Origin of the sequence: Streptomyces sp. NPDC102274, assembly GCF_044766385.1 — a bacterium.
Lineage (GTDB): Bacteria > Actinomycetota > Actinomycetes > Streptomycetales > Streptomycetaceae > Streptomyces.
Window position 1 is genome coordinate 185,069 of the sequence record NZ_JBIWLW010000006.1, and the last position, 21,863, is coordinate 206,931.

Annotated in this window: 14 protein-coding genes; 7 read left to right on the forward strand and 7 right to left on the reverse strand. The window is 70.8% G+C overall.

Translation table 11 applies throughout. The annotated features are described in order from the left end of the window. The first annotated feature begins 364 nt into the window (after positions 1-364). Positions 365-1,957, forward strand: coding sequence for a sodium:solute symporter family protein (locus tag ACIRQP_RS11160; protein WP_403886803.1), 1,593 nt, complete (start codon positions 365-367; stop codon positions 1,955-1,957). 111 nt (positions 1,958-2,068) lie between these two features. On the opposite strand, the gene ACIRQP_RS11165 is transcribed toward ACIRQP_RS11160, so the two are convergent. From ACIRQP_RS11165 to ACIRQP_RS11180, 4 genes are all read right to left on the reverse strand, one after another. After that, positions 2,069-3,184 carry an ADP-ribosylglycohydrolase family protein gene (locus ACIRQP_RS11165; RefSeq protein ID WP_403886806.1) on the reverse strand — a complete coding sequence of 372 codons (1,116 nt, stop codon included), beginning with the start codon at positions 3,182-3,184 and terminating at the stop codon, positions 2,069-2,071. A gap of 221 nt (positions 3,185-3,405) precedes the next feature. Continuing rightward, on the reverse strand, positions 3,406-4,650 hold the full coding sequence (locus ACIRQP_RS11170; protein WP_403886809.1) for a DUF418 domain-containing protein: 1,245 nt from the start codon (positions 4,648-4,650) through the stop codon (positions 3,406-3,408). A 104-nt stretch (positions 4,651-4,754) separates the two neighbouring features. Beyond that, a complete protein-coding gene (locus ACIRQP_RS11175; RefSeq protein WP_403886813.1) occupies positions 4,755-8,180 on the reverse strand; it encodes a tetratricopeptide repeat protein in 3,426 nt (1,141 codons plus the stop codon). A 37-nt stretch (positions 8,181-8,217) separates the two neighbouring features. Beyond that, the gene (locus ACIRQP_RS11180; protein WP_403886816.1) at positions 8,218-10,890 is read right to left on the reverse strand and encodes a bifunctional FO biosynthesis protein CofGH; all 2,673 of its coding nucleotides are present in this window, start codon (positions 10,888-10,890) and stop codon (positions 8,218-8,220) included. A 235-nt stretch (positions 10,891-11,125) separates the two neighbouring features. Here ACIRQP_RS11180 and ACIRQP_RS11185 point away from each other — a divergent pair, with 235 nt between their 5' ends. Further along, positions 11,126-12,691 carry a CehA/McbA family metallohydrolase gene (locus ACIRQP_RS11185; protein ID WP_403886819.1) on the forward strand — a complete coding sequence of 522 codons (1,566 nt, stop codon included), beginning with the start codon at positions 11,126-11,128 and terminating at the stop codon, positions 12,689-12,691. 102 nt (positions 12,692-12,793) lie between these two features. Here the strand turns inward: ACIRQP_RS11185 and ACIRQP_RS11190 are convergent, their stop codons facing one another. Both ACIRQP_RS11190 and ACIRQP_RS11195 read right to left on the reverse strand, forming a co-directional pair. Further along, entirely contained in the window at positions 12,794-13,267 is a 474-nt protein-coding gene (locus ACIRQP_RS11190) for a hypothetical protein (RefSeq protein ID WP_403886822.1), read from the reverse strand. Between the two features lie 11 nt (positions 13,268-13,278). Next, complete coding sequence (locus ACIRQP_RS11195) at positions 13,279-14,547, reverse strand: multiprotein-bridging factor 1 family protein (protein WP_403886825.1); 1,269 nt, start codon at positions 14,545-14,547, stop codon at positions 13,279-13,281. 174 nt (positions 14,548-14,721) lie between these two features. Here ACIRQP_RS11195 and ACIRQP_RS11200 point away from each other — a divergent pair, with 174 nt between their 5' ends. Both ACIRQP_RS11200 and ACIRQP_RS11205 read left to right on the forward strand, forming a co-directional pair. Then, complete coding sequence (locus ACIRQP_RS11200; protein ID WP_403886828.1) at positions 14,722-15,144, forward strand: ATP-binding protein; 423 nt, start codon at positions 14,722-14,724, stop codon at positions 15,142-15,144. 892 nt (positions 15,145-16,036) lie between these two features. Next, entirely contained in the window at positions 16,037-16,330 is a 294-nt protein-coding gene (locus tag ACIRQP_RS11205) for a hypothetical protein (protein WP_403886831.1), read from the forward strand. Positions 16,331-16,354: 24 nt separating this feature from the next. Here the strand turns inward: ACIRQP_RS11205 and ACIRQP_RS11210 are convergent, their stop codons facing one another. Continuing rightward, positions 16,355-17,893 (reverse strand): FAD-dependent oxidoreductase, encoded by a 1,539-nt coding sequence (locus ACIRQP_RS11210; protein ID WP_403886834.1) that lies wholly within the window; start codon positions 17,891-17,893, stop codon positions 16,355-16,357. A gap of 209 nt (positions 17,894-18,102) precedes the next feature. Here ACIRQP_RS11210 and ACIRQP_RS11215 point away from each other — a divergent pair, with 209 nt between their 5' ends. The 3 genes from ACIRQP_RS11215 to ACIRQP_RS11225 all read left to right on the forward strand — a co-directional run bounded on the left by ACIRQP_RS11215 (position 18,103) and on the right by ACIRQP_RS11225 (position 21,725). Further along, on the forward strand, positions 18,103-21,054 hold the full coding sequence (locus ACIRQP_RS11215) for a BTAD domain-containing putative transcriptional regulator (protein ID WP_403886837.1): 2,952 nt from the start codon (positions 18,103-18,105) through the stop codon (positions 21,052-21,054). Between the two features lie 217 nt (positions 21,055-21,271). Then, positions 21,272-21,424: a hypothetical protein gene (locus ACIRQP_RS11220; RefSeq protein ID WP_403886840.1), complete on the forward strand. Its 153-nt coding sequence runs from the start codon at positions 21,272-21,274 to the stop codon at positions 21,422-21,424. 139 nt (positions 21,425-21,563) lie between these two features. After that, positions 21,564-21,725 (forward strand): hypothetical protein, encoded by a 162-nt coding sequence (locus tag ACIRQP_RS11225; protein ID WP_403886843.1) that lies wholly within the window; start codon positions 21,564-21,566, stop codon positions 21,723-21,725. Positions 21,726-21,863 lie beyond the last annotated feature (138 nt).

A 21,863-nucleotide genomic window follows, 5' to 3' on the forward strand; every position in this document is an offset into this window, starting at 1 on the left:
CTCGGGCATGCCCGGCGGGCGCCCGCTTCCCCGCTTCCCCTCTTCCGTTCCCCCACTCCCCCTCTCGGCCGCACGGGACCCGCATCCCCTGCGGTCATTTCGTTGTGACCGAAGCCTGACGAAGTGCTCGCTCATCGTGTGGGCGCCGTCACGGTCGCGACAACGCCCCGACAGGTCAAGAACAAGTAAAATCGTTCGGCTTTCTGACCTGGGTTCACATCTATGACCGGTGAAGCTCTTGACCAGCCGCCACGCCAGGCGGTTCAATCCCCAAAGTCCCCGCTCCCGCACGGGGAAAACCGCCGACCGTACGAACTGACGAAGAGCACTCGACGTTCATAAGGCGGACCCCTGGAGGGGGCACATGAACAGCCTCGACTGGATCGTGCTCATCGCATACTTCGGTGTGATGGTCGCGATCGGCCTCTGGTCGCACAAGCGCGTGGACAACGTCAGCGACTTCTTCACCGCCGGCGGCAAGATGCCGTGGTGGCTTTCCGGTATCTCGCACCACATGTCCGGTTACAGCGCGGTGATGTTCACGGGATACGCGGGCATCGCCTATGTCTACGGCGTCACCTCGTTCGTGACCTGGTCCCTCCCGATCGCCATCGGCATCGGGATCGGCGCCAAACTCTTCGCGCCCCGCCTCAACCGGCTGCGCTCCCGGCTCCATGTCGCGTCGCCGCTCGAATACCTCAAGAACCGCTACGACGTGAAGACACAGCAGGCGCTCGCCTGGTCGGGGTTGCTGCTGAAGATCGTGGACGTGGGCGCCAAGTGGGCGGCCATCGCCACCCTGCTCTCCGTCTTCACCGGGATCTCCCTCAACCAGGGCATCCTCATCACCGGCATCATCACCGGCATTTACTGCACCGTCGGCGGTCTGTGGGCCGATGCCCTCACGGAGCTGGGGCAGTTCATCATCCAGCTCTTCGCCGGTATCGCGATGCTCATCGCCGTCATGGGCAAGCTCGGCGGCATCAGCTCCCTGTGGACGGTCTGGGACAAGCTCCCCGAGGGCCACGCGAACCCGACGGCCGGGCCGTACACCGTGACGTTCCTGCTGGCCTTCCTCTTCATCAAGATGTTCGAGTACAACGGCGGCATGTGGAACCAGGCCCAGCGCTACATGGCGACGGCCAACGCCCGTGAGGCGACCCGCTCGGCCCGGCTGTCCGCCATCCTCTGGCTCGTCTGGCCGCTGGTCCTCTTCTTCCCGATGTGGTGCGCGCCGCTGCTCGTCGAGGCGCAGAAGCCGGACGCGTCCGACTCGTACGCCCTGATGACCGAACAGCTGCTGCCGCACGGTCTGCTGGGCCTGGTCATCGTCGGCTTCTTCTCGCACACCATGGCCATGTGCTCCTCGGACGCCAACGCCATCGCGGCGGTCTTCACCCGGGACATCGCGCCCGTCGTCTCGAAGGCGGCGCGCAACTGGACGGAGCGGGCGGGGCTGCTGGCGGCGCGGCTGTCGACGATCTCGTTCCTGGCGCTGTCGATGGCGATCGCCACGCAGGTCAACTCGCCGACGTTCAAGGACATCATCACTGTCGTGATCAAGTGGGTGGCCGGGCTGATGGGTCCGATCGCGATCCCGTTCATGCTCGGTCTGCTCAAGACGTTCCGCAGGTCGGGGCCGACCGCGGCGCTGGTCAGCTGGGCGCTGGGGCTGCTGGCCTTCTGGCTGGTCAACTACCCCATCAACTGGAGCGTCGACGGCGGTGTGCCCCTCCAGTACCAGGTCTCGGTCCCGCTCGCCGTCTCGCTGGTGCTCTACATCGTGATCGGCTTCCTGAAGCCGGAGGAGTCTCCCGAGCGCGAGGTGCTGCTGGCCCGGATCAACGGGGAGGGCGACGGCGACGGTTCGGGTCTGACCGCGGCCTCGCTGCGGGTACCGGCCCCCGCGGAGCCGGGTGACGCGAAGACGACGGACAGGAAGGGCTCGGACGGCTGAGGAAGGCCGCCGGCGCCTCTCCGGCACCTCTGACACCGCTGTGCGGCGGGTACGGGCGATATACGTCCGTACCCGCCGCGCCGTCGCGTCGGGCCCCCGGCGCGGGCCGCCTCAGCCGCGCGGATAGCGGACCAGCCAGCCCGAGGCCGCGGTCCCCGGGCTGTGCAGCGCGGGGCCCTGGGTCATCTCCATCGCGAAGTCGTCGGCGATCTCCAGCAGCGTGGGCCGGCCCTCCAGCTCCGCCAGCCAGGCGGGCGGCAGGGCCGTCTCCCCGTGGAGCGCGCCGAGCAGCGCGCCGCAGAGTGTGCCGGTCGCCGCCGAGGGACCGTCGTGGTTGACGGCCAGGCGCAGCCCCTGGCGGATGTCCTCGGCGACCAGCGCGCAGTAGACGGCGACGGCGAGCGCCGACTCGGCGGTACGTCCCTCGCCGAGCGCGGCGATCCGTTCCGGGCCCGGGATCCCCTGCCGTACGGCGCCGAGCGCCTGCTGCAGGGCGTCCGAGACGGGCTGGTGCCCCGGGCGCGGGGTGAGCTGGGCGAGGGCCCGCTGCACGCCCGCGTCGAGCGTCTCGCCGCGCGCCAGTGCGTGCACGATCACCGCGAAGGCGCCCGCCGACAGATACGCGCCCGGGAAGCCGTGCGTCTGGACGGCGCACTCCACGGCGAGCTGGCACACCAACTGCGGCTCCCAGCCCACGAGCAGCCCGAACGGCGCGGACCGTACGAGGGCGCCCGAGTCGCGCGCGATCGTGTTCTTGGGCTTGTCGAGCGTGCCCATGATGGTGTCGCCGAGGCCGGTGAGACAGGAGATGGTCGGGTCGCGGCGCGCGTACAGCCACTCCTCCTGGGCGAGCCAGCCACCGTCCTTGCGGCGCAGATCCGGTCCCCAGTCCCGCTGGGTCGCCGCCCACCGCAGATGCGCGCGGTGCACGTCGGTGGGCGGATGCCAGGCGCCGGTGTCCCTGCGGACCTGAGCGCGGATCAGCCCGTCGACGGTGAACAGGGTCAGCTGTGTGGCGGCGGTGACCGCGCCGCGGCGGCCGAAGGCGGGCACGAAGTCGTTCACGGCGCTCTCCCCGTGGGCGGCCCTGATCTCATCGAGCGTGAGCGCGGAGACCCCGGCACCGAGCGCGTCCCCGATGGCACCGCCGAGCAGACAGCCCCGCACCCGGCTGCGGAAATCCTGCTGTTCGGCACGGCCCCAGACGGCTCCGGACGGTGTGCTCACGCGCCCCTCCCTCCCCTGTGCCTCCGAGCGACCGCACCAACTCCGCAGCACTGTAATCGACCGGGAACAGTGGGTTGAGGGCGCGCTTCGGGATGGCTGGGAAGAGTGGGGCGGTATGGGCGGCGGTCGCCCGGCAGGTCGGCTTTGGGCGGCCCGGCCCGGACACGAAGGCTTCCTGGTGGTACGTGGCGGTTACGCGATGCCCGCCGCGCCGCCCTGTGTCACGCGGGCTCCGGGCCGCGGCGTGGGCTCTCGCGCAGCCGCATGGCGGGCCGTTCCAGCTGGGTGGCGGCCCGCAGCAGCCACTCGACCGGGCCCATCCGGAACCGTCGCATCCACCAGGCGCTCCAGACCACTTGCACGGAGTAGATCGCCACCGCGATGGCGAGGACCGCCGCGGACGGCACGCGGCCGATGAGTCCGAGGCCGATCCCCGTGAAGATCAGGACGCAGAGCAGCGACTGGCTCAGATAGTTGGTCAGCGCCATCCGTCCCGGCCAGGCGAGCACTTCGGCCGCCCGCGCACCGCGCGCGGTCCTGAACACGCGCAGGAGCGTGGCCGCATACGCGGCGGTGAGGAAGGGCGCGCTCACGATGTGCGCGGCGCCGGCGAACAAGTTGTCGTGCCCGCCGAAGGTGTAGAACAGCGAGCCCGCGAGCCCCACCGGGAAGCCGACGAGCTGGATGAGCCGCAGCTTCCTCTCGTGGCCGGCGGGGTGGGCGAGTACGCGCCGCTTGCCCGCGGCCAGCCCCACCAGGAAGGCGGAGAACGCCAACGGCCCCTGGAAGAAGAGGATCAGCGGGAATATGGCCCCCAGCGAGGACAGCCGTTCGCCGATGACCGACCCGAGGCCGCCGCGCATCGCCTCGGTGCCGGCCCGGCTGTCGGCGAGCATCCTGGCCTGTTCCGAGGCGGTGGCGGTCGCGGAGGCGCCGTCGATGACGGCCACGAGGACGGCCACGGTCAGGAACAGCAGCGCGATCGTGCCGGTGATGATCCCGGCCACCCACAGCGCGGTGCGCGGCAAGATACCGCGCACCAGGAAGAGCAGCAGCCCGAGCACGGCGTACGTGATCAGAATGTCGCCGTAGAACAGCAGGACCGCGTTGGCGACACCTATCAGGAACAGCGCCCCGAGCCGGCGCAGGAAGCGGGGGCGGAAGGTGTGCCCTCGCACGGCCGCGGAGTTGATCTGGAGGGTGAAGCTGTAGCCGAAGAGAAAGGCGAAGAGGACATAGAACTTCGCCTCGAAGAAGAACTGGACGATGTTCTCCGCGACGTCGTCGTGCCAGGCGAGCCGGGCCGGGTCAGGCAGGTCCAGCAGGGTGTAACCGCTGGCGAAGAACGGGATGTTGACCATCAGGATGCCGAAGAGCGCGACGCCGCGCAGCGCGTCGACGTCCGCGAGCCGCGCCGTCGCGGGCGTGCCCGCGACCGCAGGGCCGGTCTGGGACGGTGGTGTCATACCGTACGACGCTACGGTCGGCGGCCGAGGCACCGCATCCGACCAAAGTAGCGCGACCGGATCTCTACGGTCCTTCTCACGGAATGCTCCGGTGATCCCCCGGTTCACGCCCAGCGGGCGGCGAACGCGTCGCGCGCGGCGACGACCCGGGCGAGCCGCGGGCTCAGGCGGCCGGCGTCGACGCCGGGTGCGTGCAGCAGCTCTTCGAGGTCACAGGCCATGTGCGCGAGGTCGTCCCACTCGTGTTCCAGGGCGAACAGGGTCGTGAGCGAGGCGTCCAGCGCCTCCCAGTCGCCCCGTACGGCCTCGCTCAGCATGGCCCCGTACATGGGCATCTCGACCGTCAGGTCCTCGGCCTCCGACAGCAGTCGCTCCAGCTCCCGCCACACCGGGGCCCCGGCCTCCGCGCCCTCGGCCACGGTCACCACCATGGCCCGCTGGAGCGTGCCGTACACCGGATCCTCGACGCTGTACCGCTCTGCCACCGCGAGTGCCGCCGCCCACTGCCCGCTATGGCGCAGCGCCTCGCAGCGATCGTCCAGGTCGTCGGCGTCGGCGGAGATCAGCTCGTCCAGCCGGCGAAGAGCTTCCTCGGGCCTGCCCAGGAGCAGGCACATGGCCGCCGCGCGGCGCCGGGCGTGGTCCGCGTCCGGGTACAGGTCGACGCATCGCACGAGATCGGCGTACGCCTGCTCCGGGCGGCCCGCGGCCTGTGCCGTCCTGGCCCGGCAGTAGTAGGCCCACGAGCCGTCCTGATCGAGCTCCAGGGACCTGTCCAGATCCGCGAAGGCATGACCGTAACGGCCGCGGGCGTGGTGGGCACTGCCACGCAGGGTGAGCGCCCAGACGTCGTCGGGCCGTCGGTTCAGCACCTCGGTCAGATCGGCGACCGCTTCCTCGTGCTGTCCGGCGTCCAGCCGGGCCTCTCCTCGCCTCCGCCGGATCCACACGACGTCCGGATCGGCGGCGACGGCACGCTCCAGATCGGCCAGCGCGCCCGTGGCGTCGTCCAGTTCCTGACGCAGCCCGGCACGGTGCGCCAACGCCCAGGCGTACTCGGGGTCCAGTTCGATCGCACGGTCCAGATCGGCGCGCGCCTCGGCGTGCCGCCCCAGCAGAGTGCGGACACACCCCCGGCTCGCCAGGGCCGAGGCATGATCGGCGTCCAGCTCCAGGGTGCGGGTCAACTCCCGTTCCGCGTCATCGTTCCGGTCGGCGAGCCGGTACGCCTCGCCACGCTCGGAGGCGATCCAGGCCTTGTCCGGCGCCAGTTCGACCGCACGGTCCAGATCCGCGAAGGACCGGTCGGTTTCCCCCGTTTCGCGCAGCAGGCGGGCTCTGCGGACCAGCGCCCACAGATACTCGACGTCCAGCTCCAGGGCGCGGTCGAGATCGGCCAGGGCAGCGGCGTGCCGCCCCAGCGCCTGCTGGGCGACGCCCCGGGAGGCCAGCGCGTACGCGTTGGTCGGGTCGAGCGCCAGGACACGGTCCAGCAGATCGGCGGCGTCCTGGTGCCTGCCGTGGAGCCGCAGCGTCTCCCCGTACGATTCGAGGATCCAGGTCGTCTCCGGGGCCAGTTCGTCGGCCCGGCGCAGATCGGCCAGGGCGGCCTCGTACGCCCCGTTCAACTGGTGGGTGAGACCACGTCCGTAGTGCGCGAGGGGCTCGTCCTGGTCGAGGGCGAGCGACCGGTCGTACTCGGCCAGCGCCTGTTCGTAGCCGCCCGCCTCGCGCAGTTCCCGTCCGCGTACCGTGTGCGCCGCCGCGCGGCCCCGGGTGTCCAGACCGGGCCGGTCGAGCAGCAGGCCGAGGGCGGCCCGTACCCCTTCTTCCTCGTCGTCGAGGGCAGCCGCCAGCCGCCGTCCCCACTCCCGGGCCGGCTCGTCGTCGGTGTCCGCACCGCCCTCCGCCAGTACCTGCGCGGCGCGGCGGGCCGCCGCCGGGCTCTCGCGGCAGCCGTCGACCACGTCCCGCAGCGCCCCGGGGAGCGCGCCGCGCGGGCCGGCGCACAGCGTGTGGTACGTCTCCTCGAAGCGCAGCGCCCGCCATTCGGCGCTCTCCCACACCTCGTCGGCCCGCAGCTCCGTCTCCGTCCCGGCGGGCGGCTCTGTCTCCGTGTCGGCCCGCAGCTCCGTCTCCGTCCCGGCGGGCGGCTCTGTCTCCGTGTCGGCCCGCAGCTCCGTCTCCGTCTCGGCGCGCCAGCGGGCGAAGCACGCGGCGAGCGCGGTGTGCCGCTCGCGCCAGCGGCGCGGGGAGCGAGTGCGCTGGAGGCGCAGCATGGGGGCGCGCACCACTCCGTGGTACGAGACCCCCGCGTCCTTGAGGGTGGCGAAGGGCAGCGCCCGCAGCCAGTCGTACAGCCCCGCCGCGTCCTCGGTCACGACCGCGCGGAAGACGTCCTCGTCCAGCCGGCGCGGCAGGGCGCAGGCGAGGGCCGCGGCCCGCCGTACCGGGTCCTGCTCCCACTTGAGGAAGCGTTCGACGGCGGTGGCACTGGGGTCGCCCACGTCGTACGGGTCCGTGGGCTGGTTCTCCGCGAGCGTGGACACGAGGACGGGCAGGCCGCCCGAGAGCCTGAGCACCTCCTCCACGACGGACTCGTCCGTGACCCGTTTCGCCGCGAGAAGTGTGCGCGTCTCCCCTTCCGTGAAGGGCGCGAGCGGCAGATCCGTCACGAAGTCCGCGAACTCGCCCCAGCGCGCGGCGCCGAAGGGCCGCTGGCCCGCCACCGTGACAACGACCGCGCCCGGGAACCGGCCGTAGGTGCTGGTCGTCATCAGGTCGCGCAGCCAGCTGTCCAGGAAGGGCGCGGTGCGTTCGTACGTGTCGAAGAAGAGCGCGATCCAGGGGACGGATCGGGCGATCTCGGTCAGTTCGGTGACCAGTACGGGGGTGAGCACCTGGTCCGGCCTCAGGACGAGCTGGACGTCCTCCTGGTTGCGGAAGCGTGCGCTCAGGGTGGCCCGTAGCCGGTCGGCTCCCGCCGCGAGCTGCTGGGTGTCGACCGCGTCCGCGAACGCCCCGACGACCGGGACCATACGGAGCCCGATCACCCCGGCCGTGACGGCCGCGGTGGACCCGGCGGACGGGGCGGCCGCGGCGGACCCGGCGGGGGACTCCCCGCCCGCCGCGGCCGCGCCCGCCGTACCGGCGCCGGACACGGCCGCCGACTCGGCCTCGTGCCGCCGCTGCCGGTACGTGGCGAGCTGCCGGTCCAGTTGCTTGAGCGGATGCCCCTGCCGGCCGAGATGTTCGGCGATCGCGGCCAGCGCCTCGGGGACGCTGCTGACGGACTCGTCCACGTACGCCGTCAGCGCGCCGCATTCCCGGGCGGCCCGCTCCATCTCCCGTACGAGGGAGGTCTTGCCGACCCCCGCGTTGCCGTGGACATGGAAGAGGTAGCGGTGCCGCTCGTCCTCGGGCGGGTACCCGAAGTTCTCGCGGTAGGTGCTCAGCTCGGCGCCGCGTCCGATGAATCTGCGGCGGCGCGCGATCAGTTCGGCCATCGACGGCTGATGCGCGTGCGCCACGTACGTACTCCCCCGTGTCCGTTCCGTTCTCGCCCGCTCAGTCTGCCAGCAGAGGCAGCAGCTCCGGCAGATGTCCGTCCGACGCGGCCGCCGCCCTGACGCGCTCCTCCGGGACCTCGCCGTACAGCGTCGTACGCGGCTTCGCCGGGCGGCCCGCCAGGTCCGCGATGGCGACGAGGTCCTTGACCGAGCGGTACGAGCCGTAACTCGACCCGGCCATCCGGGAGATGGTCTCCTCCATCAGCGTGCCGCCCAGGTCGTTCGCGCCGGAGCGGAGCATCTCCGCCGCACCCTCCGTGCCCAGCTTCACCCAGCTCGTCTGGATATTGGTGATGTGCGGGTGCAGGAGGAGCCTGGCCATCGCCATGACCGCGCGGTTGTCGCGGTCCGTCGGGCCGGGGCGGGCGATGCCGGCCAGATAGACCGGGGCGTTGGTGTGGATGAAGGGGAGCGTCACGAACTCCGTGAAGCCGCCCGTCTCCTGCTGGATCCGGGCGAGCGTACGGAAGTGGCCGAGCCAGTGGCGAGGCTGGTCGACATGGCCGTACATCATCGTGGAACTGGACCGGATGCCCAGTTCATGGGCGGTCTTGACGACCTCGATCCAGGTCGCCGTCGGCAGCTTGCCCTTGGTGAGGATCCAGCGCACCTCGTCGTCGAGGATCTCCGCCGCCGTGCCCGGGATCGAGTCGAGTCCGGCCTCCTTCGCCGCCGTCAGCCAGTCGCGGATCGACAGGCCGGTGCGCGAGGCGCCATTGACGACCTCCATCGGGGAGAAGGCGTGGATGTGCATACCGGGGACGCGTTCCCTCACGGCGCGCGCGATGTCGAAGTACGCCGTGCCGGGCAGGTCCGGGTGGATTCCGCCCTGCATACAGACCTCGGTGGCCCCGACCTCCCACGCCTGCTGCGCGCGGTCCGCGACCTGGTCCAGGGAGAGGGTGTACGCGTCGGCGTCCGTGCGGCGCTGCGCGAAGGCGCAGAAACGGCAGCCGGTGTAACAGACATTGGTGAAGTTGATGTTGCGCGTGACGATGTACGTGACGTCGTCGCCCACCACATCCCGGCGCAACTCGTCGGCGATCCGGGTCAGCGCGTCGAGCGCCGCGCCGTCCGCGTGGAGGAGCGCGAGCGCCTGGTCGTCCGTGAGCTTCGTCGGGTCGTCGGCGGCCCGCGCGAGGGCCGACCGTACGTCCGTGTCGATACGGGAGGGCACCATCCCGGGGGCCGCGGCCTCGCGCAGCGCCTCCCAGTCGCCGTACACCTCGTCGAAGTCGTCGCGCCGGTCGGTGGTGCGGCCCTCGGTGTCGATCGTGCGGTGCAGATCCGTACGGCCGGTGGCGGTGAAGCCCTCGTCGGGCTCCTGCCAGGGCAGCCCGGCCGGCCGCGTGTCCTCGCGGGCGAGGCCCGTCTCCGGGTCGGCCAGCGCCCGTACGTGCGGCATCAGCCGCGGGTCGAGCCAGGGCTCGCCGCGCGCGATGAACTCCGGGTAGATGGTGAGCCGCTCGCGCAGCGCGAAGCCGGACTCGGCGGTACGCGCGGCCAGTTCGTCGATGTGCGGCCAGGGGCGTTCCGGGTTGACATGGTCGGGGGTGAGGGGCGAGACGCCGCCCCAGTCGTCGATGCCCGCGCCGATGAGCAGCGCGTACTGGGCGTCGACGAGGTTGGGCGGAGCCTGGATCCGGGCGGCGGGGCCCAGGACGTGCCGGGTGACGGCGATGGCCGCCGCCAGCTCCTCCAGTTCGGCGTCCGGCATCCCGCGCATCGCTGTGTCGGGCTTGGCGCGGAAGTTCTGGACGATGACTTCCTGGATGCCGTGGTACGCCCGCTGGACGCGCCGGAGCTCGAAGAGGGCGTCGGCGCGCTCCTCGTACGATTCCCCGATCCCGATCAGCACGCCGGTGGTGAACGGGACGTTGGAGCGGCCCGCGTCCTCCAGCACCCGCAGCCGTACGGCGGGCTCCTTGTCCGGCGAGCCGTGGTGCGGTCCGCCGGGCTCGGACCACAGCCGGGTCGCCGTGGTCTCCAGCATCATGCCCATGCTGGGCGCGACGGGCTTGAGCCGCTGGAGATCGGTCCAGGAGAGGACGCCCGGGTTGAGATGGGGCAGCAGTCCGGTCTCCTCCAGGACGCGGATCGCCATGGCGCGGACATACGCGAGGGTGTCGTCGTACCCCTCCGCCGCCAGCCACTCCCGGGCCTCGGGCCACCGGTCCTCGGGCTTGTCGCCGAGCGTGAACAGCGCTTCCTTGCAGCCGAGCGCGGCGCCCTGGCGCGCGATCTCCAGGACCTCGTCCGGGGAGAGGAACATGCCGTGCCCGGCGCGGCGCAGCTTGCCGGGGACGGTGACGAAGGTGCAGTAGTGGCACGTGTCCCGGCACAGCCGCGTCAGCGGAATGAAGACCTTGCGGGAGTACGTGATGACGCCGGGCCGTCCGGCCGCCGCCAGCCCGGCGTCCCGTACGCGCGCGGCGGACGCGGCGAGATCGGTGAGGTCGTCGCCGCGCGCCTGGAGCAGCACGGCGGCCTCCGCGACATCCAGCGCGACCCCGTCCCGCGCCCGCTTGAGCGCACGCCGCATCGCGTTGGCGGTGGGGGCCGCCGTTCCGCCGGGTTCTGCCGGTGTTGCCGGTTGTCCGGTCCGCTCTCCGGCGGGTCCGGGGGGTGTCGGTCGTCCTGTTCCGGGTTCCTCAGGCACGCGCGTCGTCATCCTCCGAGAATACGTTCGGTGCTGTGGCCTGCCACGACACGGGACTCCCGACCTGGTCGTCCCGTACAGGTCCAGATCCTGGACTCTTTTCAGCCATCTGCCGACATCCTTCCCTTGCCTCCTGGTTCACGACTCAGTACCAGAGTTCGAACGCATGAATCGGTGGTCGCGTCTGTGACCACGTGGACCACTTGTCCCTCTCGTTGTCCCTCTCGGCACCTTGGGAGCCGCCGGCATGTGCAAGGACCACGCAGACACCCACGACACCCACGACATCCGCCACGACAGCGCCATCGCCCGACGAGGTCTTCTGGTGACGGGAGCCGCCGCCGCGCTTGCGTTGAGTACCGTGAGCTTCGCGAACGCGACCCCGTCCGGACCTTCCGGCACGGCCGGCGACGAGTCCGGAGAGCAGACGAGAACCGTCCGCGGCACGCTGCCGCCCGGCTCCCCGGACTTCGTCCACCTGCCCGTCGAGGTACCGCGCGGGGTCCGCGAGATCCATGTCGCCTACTCCTACGAGCGCCCCGCCATGCCGGCCGGCACCCAGGGCAACGCCCTCGACATCGGCATCTTCGACGAGCGCGGCACGCGGCTCGGCGGCCAGGGCTTCCGCGGCTGGTCGGGCGGCGCCCGCACCGAGTTCTTCCTGCGCGCCGACGCCGCCACCCCCGGCTACGTCCCGGGCCCGGTGAACGCGGGTACCTGGCACATCGCGCTCGGCCCGTACACCGTCGCCCCGCAGGGGCTGGCGTACGAGGTGACGATCACGCTGAGGTTCGGCGCCCCGGACAAGACCCCCAAGCCCGTGTACCCGCCGGAGCGCGCCAAGGGGCGTGGCCGGGCGTGGTACCGCGGTGACTGCCATATCCACTCCGTCCACTCCGACGGCAGGCGCACGCCCGCCGAGATCGCCGCGCTCGCCAGGGCCGCGGGCCTCGACTTCATCAACACCAGCGAGCACAACACGCATTCCGCGCACAGCGTCTGGGGCGGCCTGTGGGGTGACGACCTGCTGATCCTCACCGGCGAGGAGGTCACCACCCGCAACGGACACGTCGTGGCGCTGGGCATGGACGGCGGCACGTTCATCGACTGGCGCTACCGCGCCCGCGACAACCGTTTCGGCCACTACGCCCGCGAGATCCGCCGCGCCGGCGGCCTGGTCGTCCCCGCCCATCCGCACGCCACCTGCATCGGCTGCAACTGGAAGTTCGGCTTCGGCGACGCCGACGCGGTGGAGGTGTGGAACGGCCCGTACACGGTCGACGACGAGGTCTCCCTCGCGGACTGGGACAACACCCTCGTCTCCGCGGCCCGTTCGGGACAGTCCTGGACCCCCGCGATGGGCAGCAGCGACTCCCACCGCGACCCCGACCCCATCGGCACCCCGCAGACCGTCGTCCTGGCCGAGGACCTCACCCGCGACGCGATCCTCGCCGGCATCCGCGCGGGCCACAGCTATGTCGCCGAGTCCGCGTCGGTCTCCCTGACCTTCGGCGCGGCGGGCGGCCGGGGCCGGCACGCGGGCATCGGCGACCGGCTGCGCGTCGACGCGGACGAACCGGTGACCGTACGCCTGGAGGTCACCGGCGCCCCCGGCCGCACCGCCCACTTCGTCACCGACCAGGGCACCCTGCACACGGCCACGCTCCCGGAATCCGGCACGGGCACGGTGGAATGGCGCACCACGGCCGCCTACGCCACCTACGTACGCGCGGAGGTACGCCACACCCCGACGACACCGGGTTTCCCGGGCGCGCTCGCGGCCTTCACCAACCCGATCTTCCTCGGGGAGTGAGGACAGGCCGAAACGGGAAGCCCCGGCCGGCATCCACCGGGGGCAGGTGTCGGCCGGGGCAACTCACTCAGCGAGGAGTAGGGGCTTTAGAGGCCGCGCCTCTTATCGGGTCGCACCGTGGGGCCATAGGACGGTGACGGGTACGCCTACGCGTTCCGCGTACGCCACGACATCGGCGGTGCCACCGTATCCCCGGGCCGGCAGGCCGTCCCAAACGGCGAGTACGACGTCGGAGAGGCCGACGAGGATCTCGCTTCCTGCCTGGTGTGCCTCCGAGGTGGATTCGGTCATTCCCGTGTGGTGGGCATCAGAGGCGCTGGAGAACAGCCCGTCGTATTCAGCGTGATGCCAGTCGGGCAGGTCCTGGCGGTACCGCGCTGCCGGGATGACGACCTCGATGCGCCCGCCGGCGTCGAGGACCGCTTGGGCCCACCAGGTGTCCGGGCCGTCGGCGATACAGCTGATCCCGATGAGGTCGCGTGTGTCGAGCGTGGCGATCTGCGCGGCGAGCATGGCCTTTACCTGCTGCTCGATCTCCTTGGACAGGCCACGATGTCCGGTGATGCCCACACGCATGGTGTGCCCCCCTATAGGTAAGCGGTGTGTAACTGGTTATCGAATTCGCGCACCATACTCGGTGGCGAGGTTGCCGAGTAGGAACGTCTGAGGGCGCGGGCTCTTTCTGCGATCTTTCCAGAGCGAAGCCGTATCCCCTCGGCGAGTGCTCGACCGGCCAGAGTGAAAGCCGCTTCGGCGTCCCCTGCGGCGAGATACCGCGTAGCCACGTCCAACGTGAGAAAAGCACGTTGCTTGTCGTGTCCACCACGGAGAGCAGTGGCGATTGTTTCGTCACTTACCCGCATACGGTGCACCGGACCGAGCCGCGCGGCACAAGTGATTCGGCAGGCCGCGATCTTCCGTTCGTCGAAGGCGAAGATCCAAGGCCACGCGACGGGTTCGGCGTCGGGGATCCGAGCTGCGTGCTGCTCACATGCCTGGAGGGCTTTGCCGCATGCTTGGTGCGCGCCGGCTGACGCATGGGCAATTGCTTCGATCGAGGAGAGCCATGCAGCAGCGAGCGAAGGCGTGTTCGGGCCAAGCTGGTGCCGGGCGTGGGTGACAAGGCGCAGCGCCTCGTGCGGGTTCCCGGTATCTGCTTCGAAAGAGGCGAGCGAACCGGTCTGGTAGGCGCACAGCAAGATGTCATTGGCCCCTCTCGCGGCGCCAATCGCCGACCCGTACCACCGTCGAGCTGAGCCGTGGTCAGCCATGTCCCAAGCCAGCCACGCAGCGAAGGACGCCGCCTCAGATCCGACGGAGGCCATACGCGCACGGTGCGGTGCATCGGGGGCTAGATCGGCGACCGTCTGGATCAGCCGTAGGTGACCTTGAACTGTCTCAGCCAGGCTGCGTGAGGCAATCGTGGCGTCCAGTCGGCGGTAGGAGCTGGTGGCCATCCGCAGGGCGGCTGCCTGCGAGTTGTCCCACTCAGGCTGTGCAGGTGATGACACAGCCGATGCGAGCGGCTGCGCTGTCGCTGCGACGGCAGCGGCCAGGAATTCACGTCGTTCCACAGGAGGGTGTCCGTTCATGTGCTGGTTGGCGAGGCCAACCAGTTCGAACGGTAGTCCAAGGGCGTTGGCGGCGCTTGCCAGGGTTGCCGTGTTGTAGGCGCCGACACCTCGGTTTTCGAGGCGGGAAACGGCCGCTTGGGACATGTCGCAGGAGTTGGCGAGGTCCCCTTGCGTCGATGCTGCAATCTGTCTCGCGCGCTGAATCACTCGGCCGTAGTCGCCGGCCTGAGACGCGTCCTTGAGGTCGCCGAAGGCGTGCCAGTCAATTTTCTCTTTCCCCACGGTAGACAGCATCCCACCTCGGACAACCCGTGGATATGCACATCGCGAATATCGCTATCCGTGTGGTGAATTCGGCATGGCCACAGCGGAGTTGTCACGGTTTGCTTAAAACCTCTTGGAGACCCAAGCGTGGCCGGTCCTGTACCCGGCTGCTGGTTAGGGGGACCTGTGATCGTGACGAGAACCGAGCCAGTGGACACCGTTCCCGTGGCCCGTGAGTGGTCGATGAACTACACGATGTTGCACGGCTCGGTGCGTCTCGCACGGATACATGTCCGCCGCCACCTGACGGCGATGCGCTGGCGGGGCGATGTGGAGGACGCGGCACTCATCGTCTCCGAGTTGGTGTCCAACGCGATCAACCACGGACGGATCCCGGAGCATCTGCTGACTTTGCGTGTGGCGGTGTTGGAAGACGGCGGCCTCTTCATCGATGTGTCCGATCCGGTGGGGGGGTTCCCGCGTTTCACCGAACTGAGCTGTCCTCCGGGCGATGTCGAGAGCGGTCGGGGGCTTCCACTGGTCCATGGCCTGGGCGCCTCCCTCTCCTGGTTCTTGCGCCACGGCGATGGCAAGACGGTCCGCGCGCGACTTTGACGGAAGGCACAGGCCCGACATGTGCGAGCAAGCCTCTGGAACGGCGTGCCGTATGGCCGAACTCCAGGCCACGGTCCACAGCGGTGGCTTCTGGCGCCTTGTGCCCGAATCCGTCCCCCGGATGTACGACCCGGTGACAAGGGCGCTCCTGGAGCGCGTACTCCACGGACTGAGACGAGAGGCGGAATGACAAACAGCAAGGCGCGGAAGCTACTGGCCCAGTTGACGGAAGAGTTCGGTACGGACGGCCTCCTCGCCATCCCGAAGTGCGCTCCCGGAGGGGAAAACACCGACCTCGTACCCGGGTCGGCGCTGCGCTGGCCTCCGTGCGAATGCGGGCATTCTCTGTGCCCCGATTACGGGCCCCCGGAGTAAGAGCGCAATCGGCACCGGGAGAGCCGGAGCCCCACAACCCATGGCGACCGCATCGGGTCAGGGTCGCATCACCGTCTCCGGACGGTACGCATACCCCCGTTCCGGCCGGACTCCCGGCGAAGGAATCGCCGACCGGAACGGGTCGGGCCACAAGGGCCCAGCACTGCACCAATCGGCCCGCCCGGACAGACCGGGCGTCGGTAAGGCACAGGAGGTCACCATGCGACACCTGATGGAGCTGGTCAAGGTCGGCGGGGAGGACACAAGCGGGGACGACGACAAGGAAAGCGCCCCCTCCGGCGGCTGCGGCGACGGCGACGGCTGCGGCCGGAAGTAACGGCACATCGTTGAACCGGGCGACCCCGCGCATCGAGGCGGGGCCGCCTGCCGAACGTCAAGGAGAGAAGTGGCGCCGCACCATCACGCGTACGTATGGCTCGGTCACGGAGACGTATTGGTGAAACCCGGCGACGCCCATCGTCGCGCGGGACACCCGGAATTCCCGTCCGCTCAGGTGATGCCTCTCGAAAGCGCGGACTGGCTGCTCAAATCCGCGGCCCGGATCGAGGCGACGTTCACCGGGCCGGAAGAGGCCGCGGACTGGTACGCCGGGCAACTGACACAGCACACCGAGACCTTCGCGGGCACCTACGCTCCGACGGCCGACCGCGATGAGATCGTACGGCGCTTGGCAGCCGGTGATGACGTCGTGGGAGGCTGGTGGTTGACCGGCGGCCGGTTCCTCTCCGTCAATCTGGTCGCGTGCAGTCCGCACCGGCTGCGCCGGGAGTATGTCTGTCCGGCGCGATAGCGGAGCCGTCCTCGGTCCGGTGGGCTACGACGGTCCGGTCCGCCGGCCGGTCCACTCCGTGAGCGCGTGGCGCAGGCCCGCCGGGTCCGGGTGATCGGCCGCCCAGGCGATATAGCCGTCGGGCCGGATGAGCAGCGTACGCGTGGCGTTGCGTGCGGACTCGGCGTACAGCACCGGCCCGTCGCCCGGCACCACCGACCGTACGCGCTCATCCCCGCGCGGTCCCACCACCACGAACCGGCCCGCGCGCAGCGCCTCGTACAGCCGTCCGGACGACAGCGCCAGATCGGGGGCGCGCCTGCCGACCAGTGGGTGGGCGCCGCGCGGGGAGGGGTACGCGATGCCGATGCCGGTGACCATGCGCATCACGCGGTCGCTGAACGGGTGTGCCCGCGCGAGCAGTTGGGAGCCGGCCGACCGCAGGGCGCGCAGGGGGGCGGAGCCGGTCAGCGCGAACCGGATGATGACCCCGCTGGCGCGCAGCACCATGGCGCCGACCGGATGACGCTCCGTCTCGTACGTGTCGAGCAGCGCGTCGTCCGCTCGTCCTCCGAGCACGGCCGACAGCTTCCAGCTGAGGTTCGCGGCATCCTGAAGACCCGTGTTCATGCCCATGCCGCCGGCCGGGGAATGGACATGCGCGGCGTCGCCCGCGAGGAAGACACGACCCACTCGGTAGTGCGGCACCTGCCGTTCGTCGCTGTGGAAGCGGGAGATCCAGCGGGCTCCGTGCATGCCGTAGTCGGAGCCGAGCGCCTGCCGGGCGGCTTCCCGCACCTCGTCGAGATCGGCGGGTGCGCTGTCGGGGAGTTGCCGGGCGCGGTTCCAGCCCATGACGCGATACCAGCCGTCGCCGAACGTGCCGATCAGCGCGAAGAAGTCGCCCTCGGCGTTGGCGAGCAACGGGGCGGGCGGTGTCTCGGTCAGCCGGACGTCGGCCAGCACCATCGAGCGGATGACGGCGGAGCCGCGAAAGGGCAGCCCGAGGGAGCGGCGGACGGTACTGGAGGCGCCGTCCGTGCCGACGACGTAGGAGGCGCGGAGCGTGCGGGACCCGGACCCGGAATGGGAATCGGACCCGGAATGGGCATGGGAATGGGCCCCGGACCCGGACTCGGCGTGCGCGCCGCCGGCCCGCACCTCCACCCCGGCGACGGCACCGGCGCCGGCACTGTCGTCGTCCTGCCGTACGCCGGTCACCTCCGTGTCGTACAGGAAGGTGACACCGGCCTCGCGGGCGCGCCGTTCGAGCAGTCGTTCCACCTCGTACTGTCCGACGACCAGGATGTACGGGAAGCGGCTGCGCAGCCGGGTCAGGTCGATGGACGTGCGTGTGAGCAGCCGCAGTTCCCGTACCGGATATCCGCGCGCCACCAGTTCGTCGGCGAGTCCGCGCGCGTCCAGTTGCTCCAGCGTGCGGGCGTGGACGACGAGGGCGCGCGTGAGATTTCCGACGGCTTCCGGGCGGCGTTCGACCAAGGTCACCGAGTGTCCGGCGACCGCGAGATCCCCCGCGAGCAGCAACCCGGTCGGACCGGCACCCACCACGATTACATCGGTCACAGCCGCTGCCTCCCCATCGTCCGTACCAGCACGGTCACCGTCATACCCATACCCACTGGTCAGCTGAGTCCGGCGCTCCGCTTTACCCGGGTCGACGCCTGTCCCGATCCTGTCGAGGGCTTGTGCAGACCGCTACTCGCTGCTGACGCACAGCCTCCGACAAGGCAGACTGTCGAAGGCGATACCGGCGGCGGCAGGCAGGGGGAGCTATGGAACGTGACGGCGGGCCGCGCGTACCGGAGCAGCGGGCTCCGGCCGTGCCGGGTGACTCCGGCGAACTGCGCTTCAGCGTGCTCGGACCGGTACGCGCCTGGCGCGGCGGGGAGCCGGTGCCGCCCGGGTCGCCGCAGCAACGCGCCCTGCTGGCGGCCCTTCTGATGCGTGACGGACGTACCGCCACGGCCGGCGAACTCATCGACGCGCTCTGGGGCGACGAACCGCCCTCGCAGGCGCTGGCCGCCGTACGGACCTACGCGTCGCGCCTGCGCAAGGGGCTCTCCCCCGGCGTGCTGGTCACCGAGGCCGGCGGCTACGCCCTGCGGACCCGGCCGAACCGGCTGGACCTGAACCTGGCTCAGGAGCTGGCCACGGACGCGGAGAAGGCCCGCGCCGCCGGGGACCGCAACCAGGCCCGCGCGCTGCTCAACAAGTCGCTGGGGCTGTGGGACGGCGAGGCGCTGGCCTCCGTACCCGGCCCGTACGCCGAGACACAGCGCGCCCGGCTGGAGGAATGGCGTCTCCAGCTCACCGAGACCCGGCTCGATCTGGACCTGGAGGTCGGCTGCCACGCCGAGGCGGTCTCCGAGCTGACCGTGCTGACCGCCGCGCATCCGCTGCGCGAGCGGCTGCGCGAGCTGCTGATGCTCGCGCTCTACCGCAGCGGGCGGCAGGCGGAGGCGCTCGCCGTCTACGCGGACACCCGCCGGCTGCTCGCCGAGGAGCTGGGGGTCGACCCGCGCCACGAACTCGCCCAGCTCCAGCAGCGCATCCTCCAGGCGGACGCCGAACTGGCCCGCCCCGTCGAGGAGCACGCGCCGCCGCACACCTTCATGCGTCCCGCGCAGCTCCCGGCGACGGTGCCCGATTTCACCGGCCGCGTCTCCTTCGTACGGGAGCTGGGCAAGCGGCTGTCCACGGTCGAGGGGTCCGTGATGGCGGTGTCCGCGCTCGCGGGCATCGGCGGCGTCGGCAAGACGACCCTGGCGGTGCATGTCGCGCACGCGGCGCGGACGTCCTTCCCCGACGGCCAGCTGTACGTGGACCTCCAGGGCGCGGGGACCCGGGCCGCGGAGCCGGAGAACGTACTGGGCTCGTTCCTGCGGGCGCTCGGCATCCCCGACACCATGATCCCCGACTCGCTCGACGAACGCTCCGCGCTCTACCGCTCGACGCTCGACGGCCGGCGCATCCTGGTCCTGCTGGACAACGCCCGGGACGCCGCGCAGGTCCGCCCGCTGCTGCCGGGTACGGAGGGCTGCGCGGCGCTGGTCACCAGCCGGGTCAGGATGGTCGATCTGGCGGGCGCGCATCTGGTCGACCTCGATGTGATGTCACCGGAGGAGGCGCTTCAGCTCTTCACCCGGATCGTCGGCGAGGAGCGGGTCAGCGCCGAGCGCAAGGCGGCGCTGGATGTCGTCGCGGCGTGCGGTTTCCTTCCGCTGGCCATCCGGATCGCGGCGTCCCGCCTGGCGGCCCGCCGTACCTGGACGGTCTCGGTCCTGGCGGCGAAACTCGCCGACGAACGGCGCAGGCTGGACGAACTCCAGGCGGGCGACCTCGCGGTCAAGGCGACCTTCGAACTGGGCTACGGCGCCCTGGACCGGGCCCAGGCCCGCGCCTTCCGCCTGCTCGGCCTGGCCGACGGCCCCGACCTCTCGCTGGCCGCGGCGGCGGCCGTACTGGACCTGCCGCTGCACGACGCCGAGGACCTGCTGGAGTCGCTGGTCGACACCTCCCTGCTGGAATCCGCGGCACCGGGCCGCTACCGCTACCACGACCTGGTACGTCTCTACGCACGTGCCTGCGCGGAGCGCGACGAACAGCCGCCCTCCGAGCGGGAGGCCGCGCTCTCGCGGCTGCTGGACTTCTACCTGGCGACGGCCGCGAGCGTGTACGCCCTGGAGCGCCCCGGGGACCGTCTGGTGGACCACCTGGAGCCGACGTCGTACGAGGGCCTGTCCTTCACCGACCGGCACGACGCGGAGGACTGGCTGTACGCGGAGGCCAACTGTCTGCTGACGTTCGTACGCCAGTGCTCGGGTGCGCTGACGCTGCGCCGGGCGGTGGATCTCCTCTGGGCCTGCGTCGACCTGGCCGAGTCCGGCGCCAACTCCAAGCAGTACGAGGAGGCCGCCGCCGTCCTGCGGGAGGCCGCCCACGCGGCGGGCGACCAGCGGGCCGAGGCGCGTGCGCTGGTGATTCTGGCCAATGTCCACCAATTGGTCGGCCGCTTCAAGGAGGCGGACGACGAGGCCGGACAGGCGCACCGGCTCGCGGAGGCGGCGCAGGACCCGCTGCCCAGTTGCTGGGCGGCGAACGCCCGGGGCGTCATCGCGCTCTTCCAGGGCCGGCACGCCGAGGGCGAGAAGTATCTGACGCGCTCCCTTGAGCGGTTCCGGGCGGCGGGGGACCGCGCCGGTGAGGCGAGCGCCCTGTGCAATCTCTCCCGGATCCGGCTGGCGACCGGACGTACGTCCAGCGCCGTCGCCCTGGCTCAGCAGGGCATAGACATATACGACGGACTGGGGCACTCCCTGCGCGGCGCGAACGGCCGCTACGCGCTGGGGCTCGCGCTCACCCAGGCCGGGCAGCTCGGCGAGGCCGCCCAGCGGCTCCACGAGGCGCTGGGCGTCTTCCGGGACAGCCGCCAGCGGCTGTGGGAGGGCATGACGCTCTGCCGGCTGGCCGAGGCCGATCTGGAGGGGCACAAGCCTGCCCAGGCCGCGTCCAACGCCGAGATGGCGCTGACGGTCCTGCGCGGCATCGGCGGAGAGTGGCGGCGCGGGAACGTGCTCACGGTCCTGGGCCGGGCGCTGCACGGCATCGGGCAGACGGGCAGGGCGCAGGTCTGCTGGCGCGAGGCGCTGTCCATCTACGAGGACCTCGGTTCGGCCGAGGCCGTGGAGGTACGCGAGCTGCTGTCACCGGCCGCCGCGGCGTGATCCCCGGCCCCAGTGGGGCGTTCATCGTTCGTTTATCGCTACCCGCCAGTCTGATGCACGTCGAGCCGTCGTATCGGGGGGCAGACGGAACGACACGGACCGGCGCACCACGGTGAACGGTCCCTGAGATGCCCGTCCGACGACTTCCGGGGGAGTCGTCGGACGGGCATCTCCCAGCCCATCACGCACATGGTGCACAACAGGGGAGATATCGATCATGGGTGAAAAGCAGACGGACGAGACGGTACTCAAGCCGAAGGACATCCACGCGACGTCCACCGGCGGCGAGAACACCGTCAAGGACATCCATGCCACAGGCGGCGAGGCCACCACGCAGGGCGACATCCACGCCACTGGTGAACCTGCCTGACCGGACCTCTTCGACGGGGGTGACGACCGCGACGGCGCGGAGGGGGGGCCGTCGCGGTCGTGGCATGTCCGGATATCACTACTAGCGAGCGCGGCCGACGCGCCTACGCTTCAAGAATCCCTGCCGTAAAGGATTTGAGATGACACTCGTCAAGCGCGTTCTGGTCACCACGGCTCTGGTAGCCGCGGCGGCCGCGGGTTCGGCGGCGCCGGCCCTCGCGACCGACAGCCATGCCACGGTCGCCCCTCAGGACCATGGCGACGTTCCCGTCGTCACCACTCAGGATGTGCACGCGACCTGAGGCGGACGACGCATGAAGAGGCGGGGGGGGGGGGGGGGGCCCGCCCCCCCCCCCCCAAAAAAACACCCCCCCCCCCCCCCCCCCAAACAAAAAACCCCCACCAGAGAACGGGGGTGCAAACCGTCCCACACACCCGAA

Bases quoted from the DNA above. Each gene is read 5' to 3' on its own strand.
- ACIRQP_RS11205 (WP_403886831.1), top strand. From the start codon at position 16,037: ATGCCTCTCGAAAGCGCGGACTGGCTGCTCAAATCCGCGGCCCGGATC.
- ACIRQP_RS11185 (WP_403886819.1), top strand. From the start codon at position 11,126: ATGTGCAAGGACCACGCAGACACCCACGACACCCACGACATCCGCCAC.
- ACIRQP_RS11225 (WP_403886843.1), top strand. From the start codon at position 21,564: ATGACACTCGTCAAGCGCGTTCTGGTCACCACGGCTCTGGTAGCCGCG.
- ACIRQP_RS11170 (WP_403886809.1), bottom strand. From the start codon at position 4,650: ATGACACCACCGTCCCAGACCGGCCCTGCGGTCGCGGGCACGCCCGCG.
- ACIRQP_RS11160 (WP_403886803.1), top strand. From the start codon at position 365: ATGAACAGCCTCGACTGGATCGTGCTCATCGCATACTTCGGTGTGATG.
- ACIRQP_RS11215 (WP_403886837.1), top strand. From the start codon at position 18,103: ATGGAACGTGACGGCGGGCCGCGCGTACCGGAGCAGCGGGCTCCGGCC.
- ACIRQP_RS11220 (WP_403886840.1), top strand. From the start codon at position 21,272: ATGGGTGAAAAGCAGACGGACGAGACGGTACTCAAGCCGAAGGACATC.
- ACIRQP_RS11180 (WP_403886816.1), bottom strand. From the start codon at position 10,890: ATGACGACGCGCGTGCCTGAGGAACCCGGAACAGGACGACCGACACCC.
- ACIRQP_RS11190 (WP_403886822.1), bottom strand. From the start codon at position 13,267: ATGCGTGTGGGCATCACCGGACATCGTGGCCTGTCCAAGGAGATCGAG.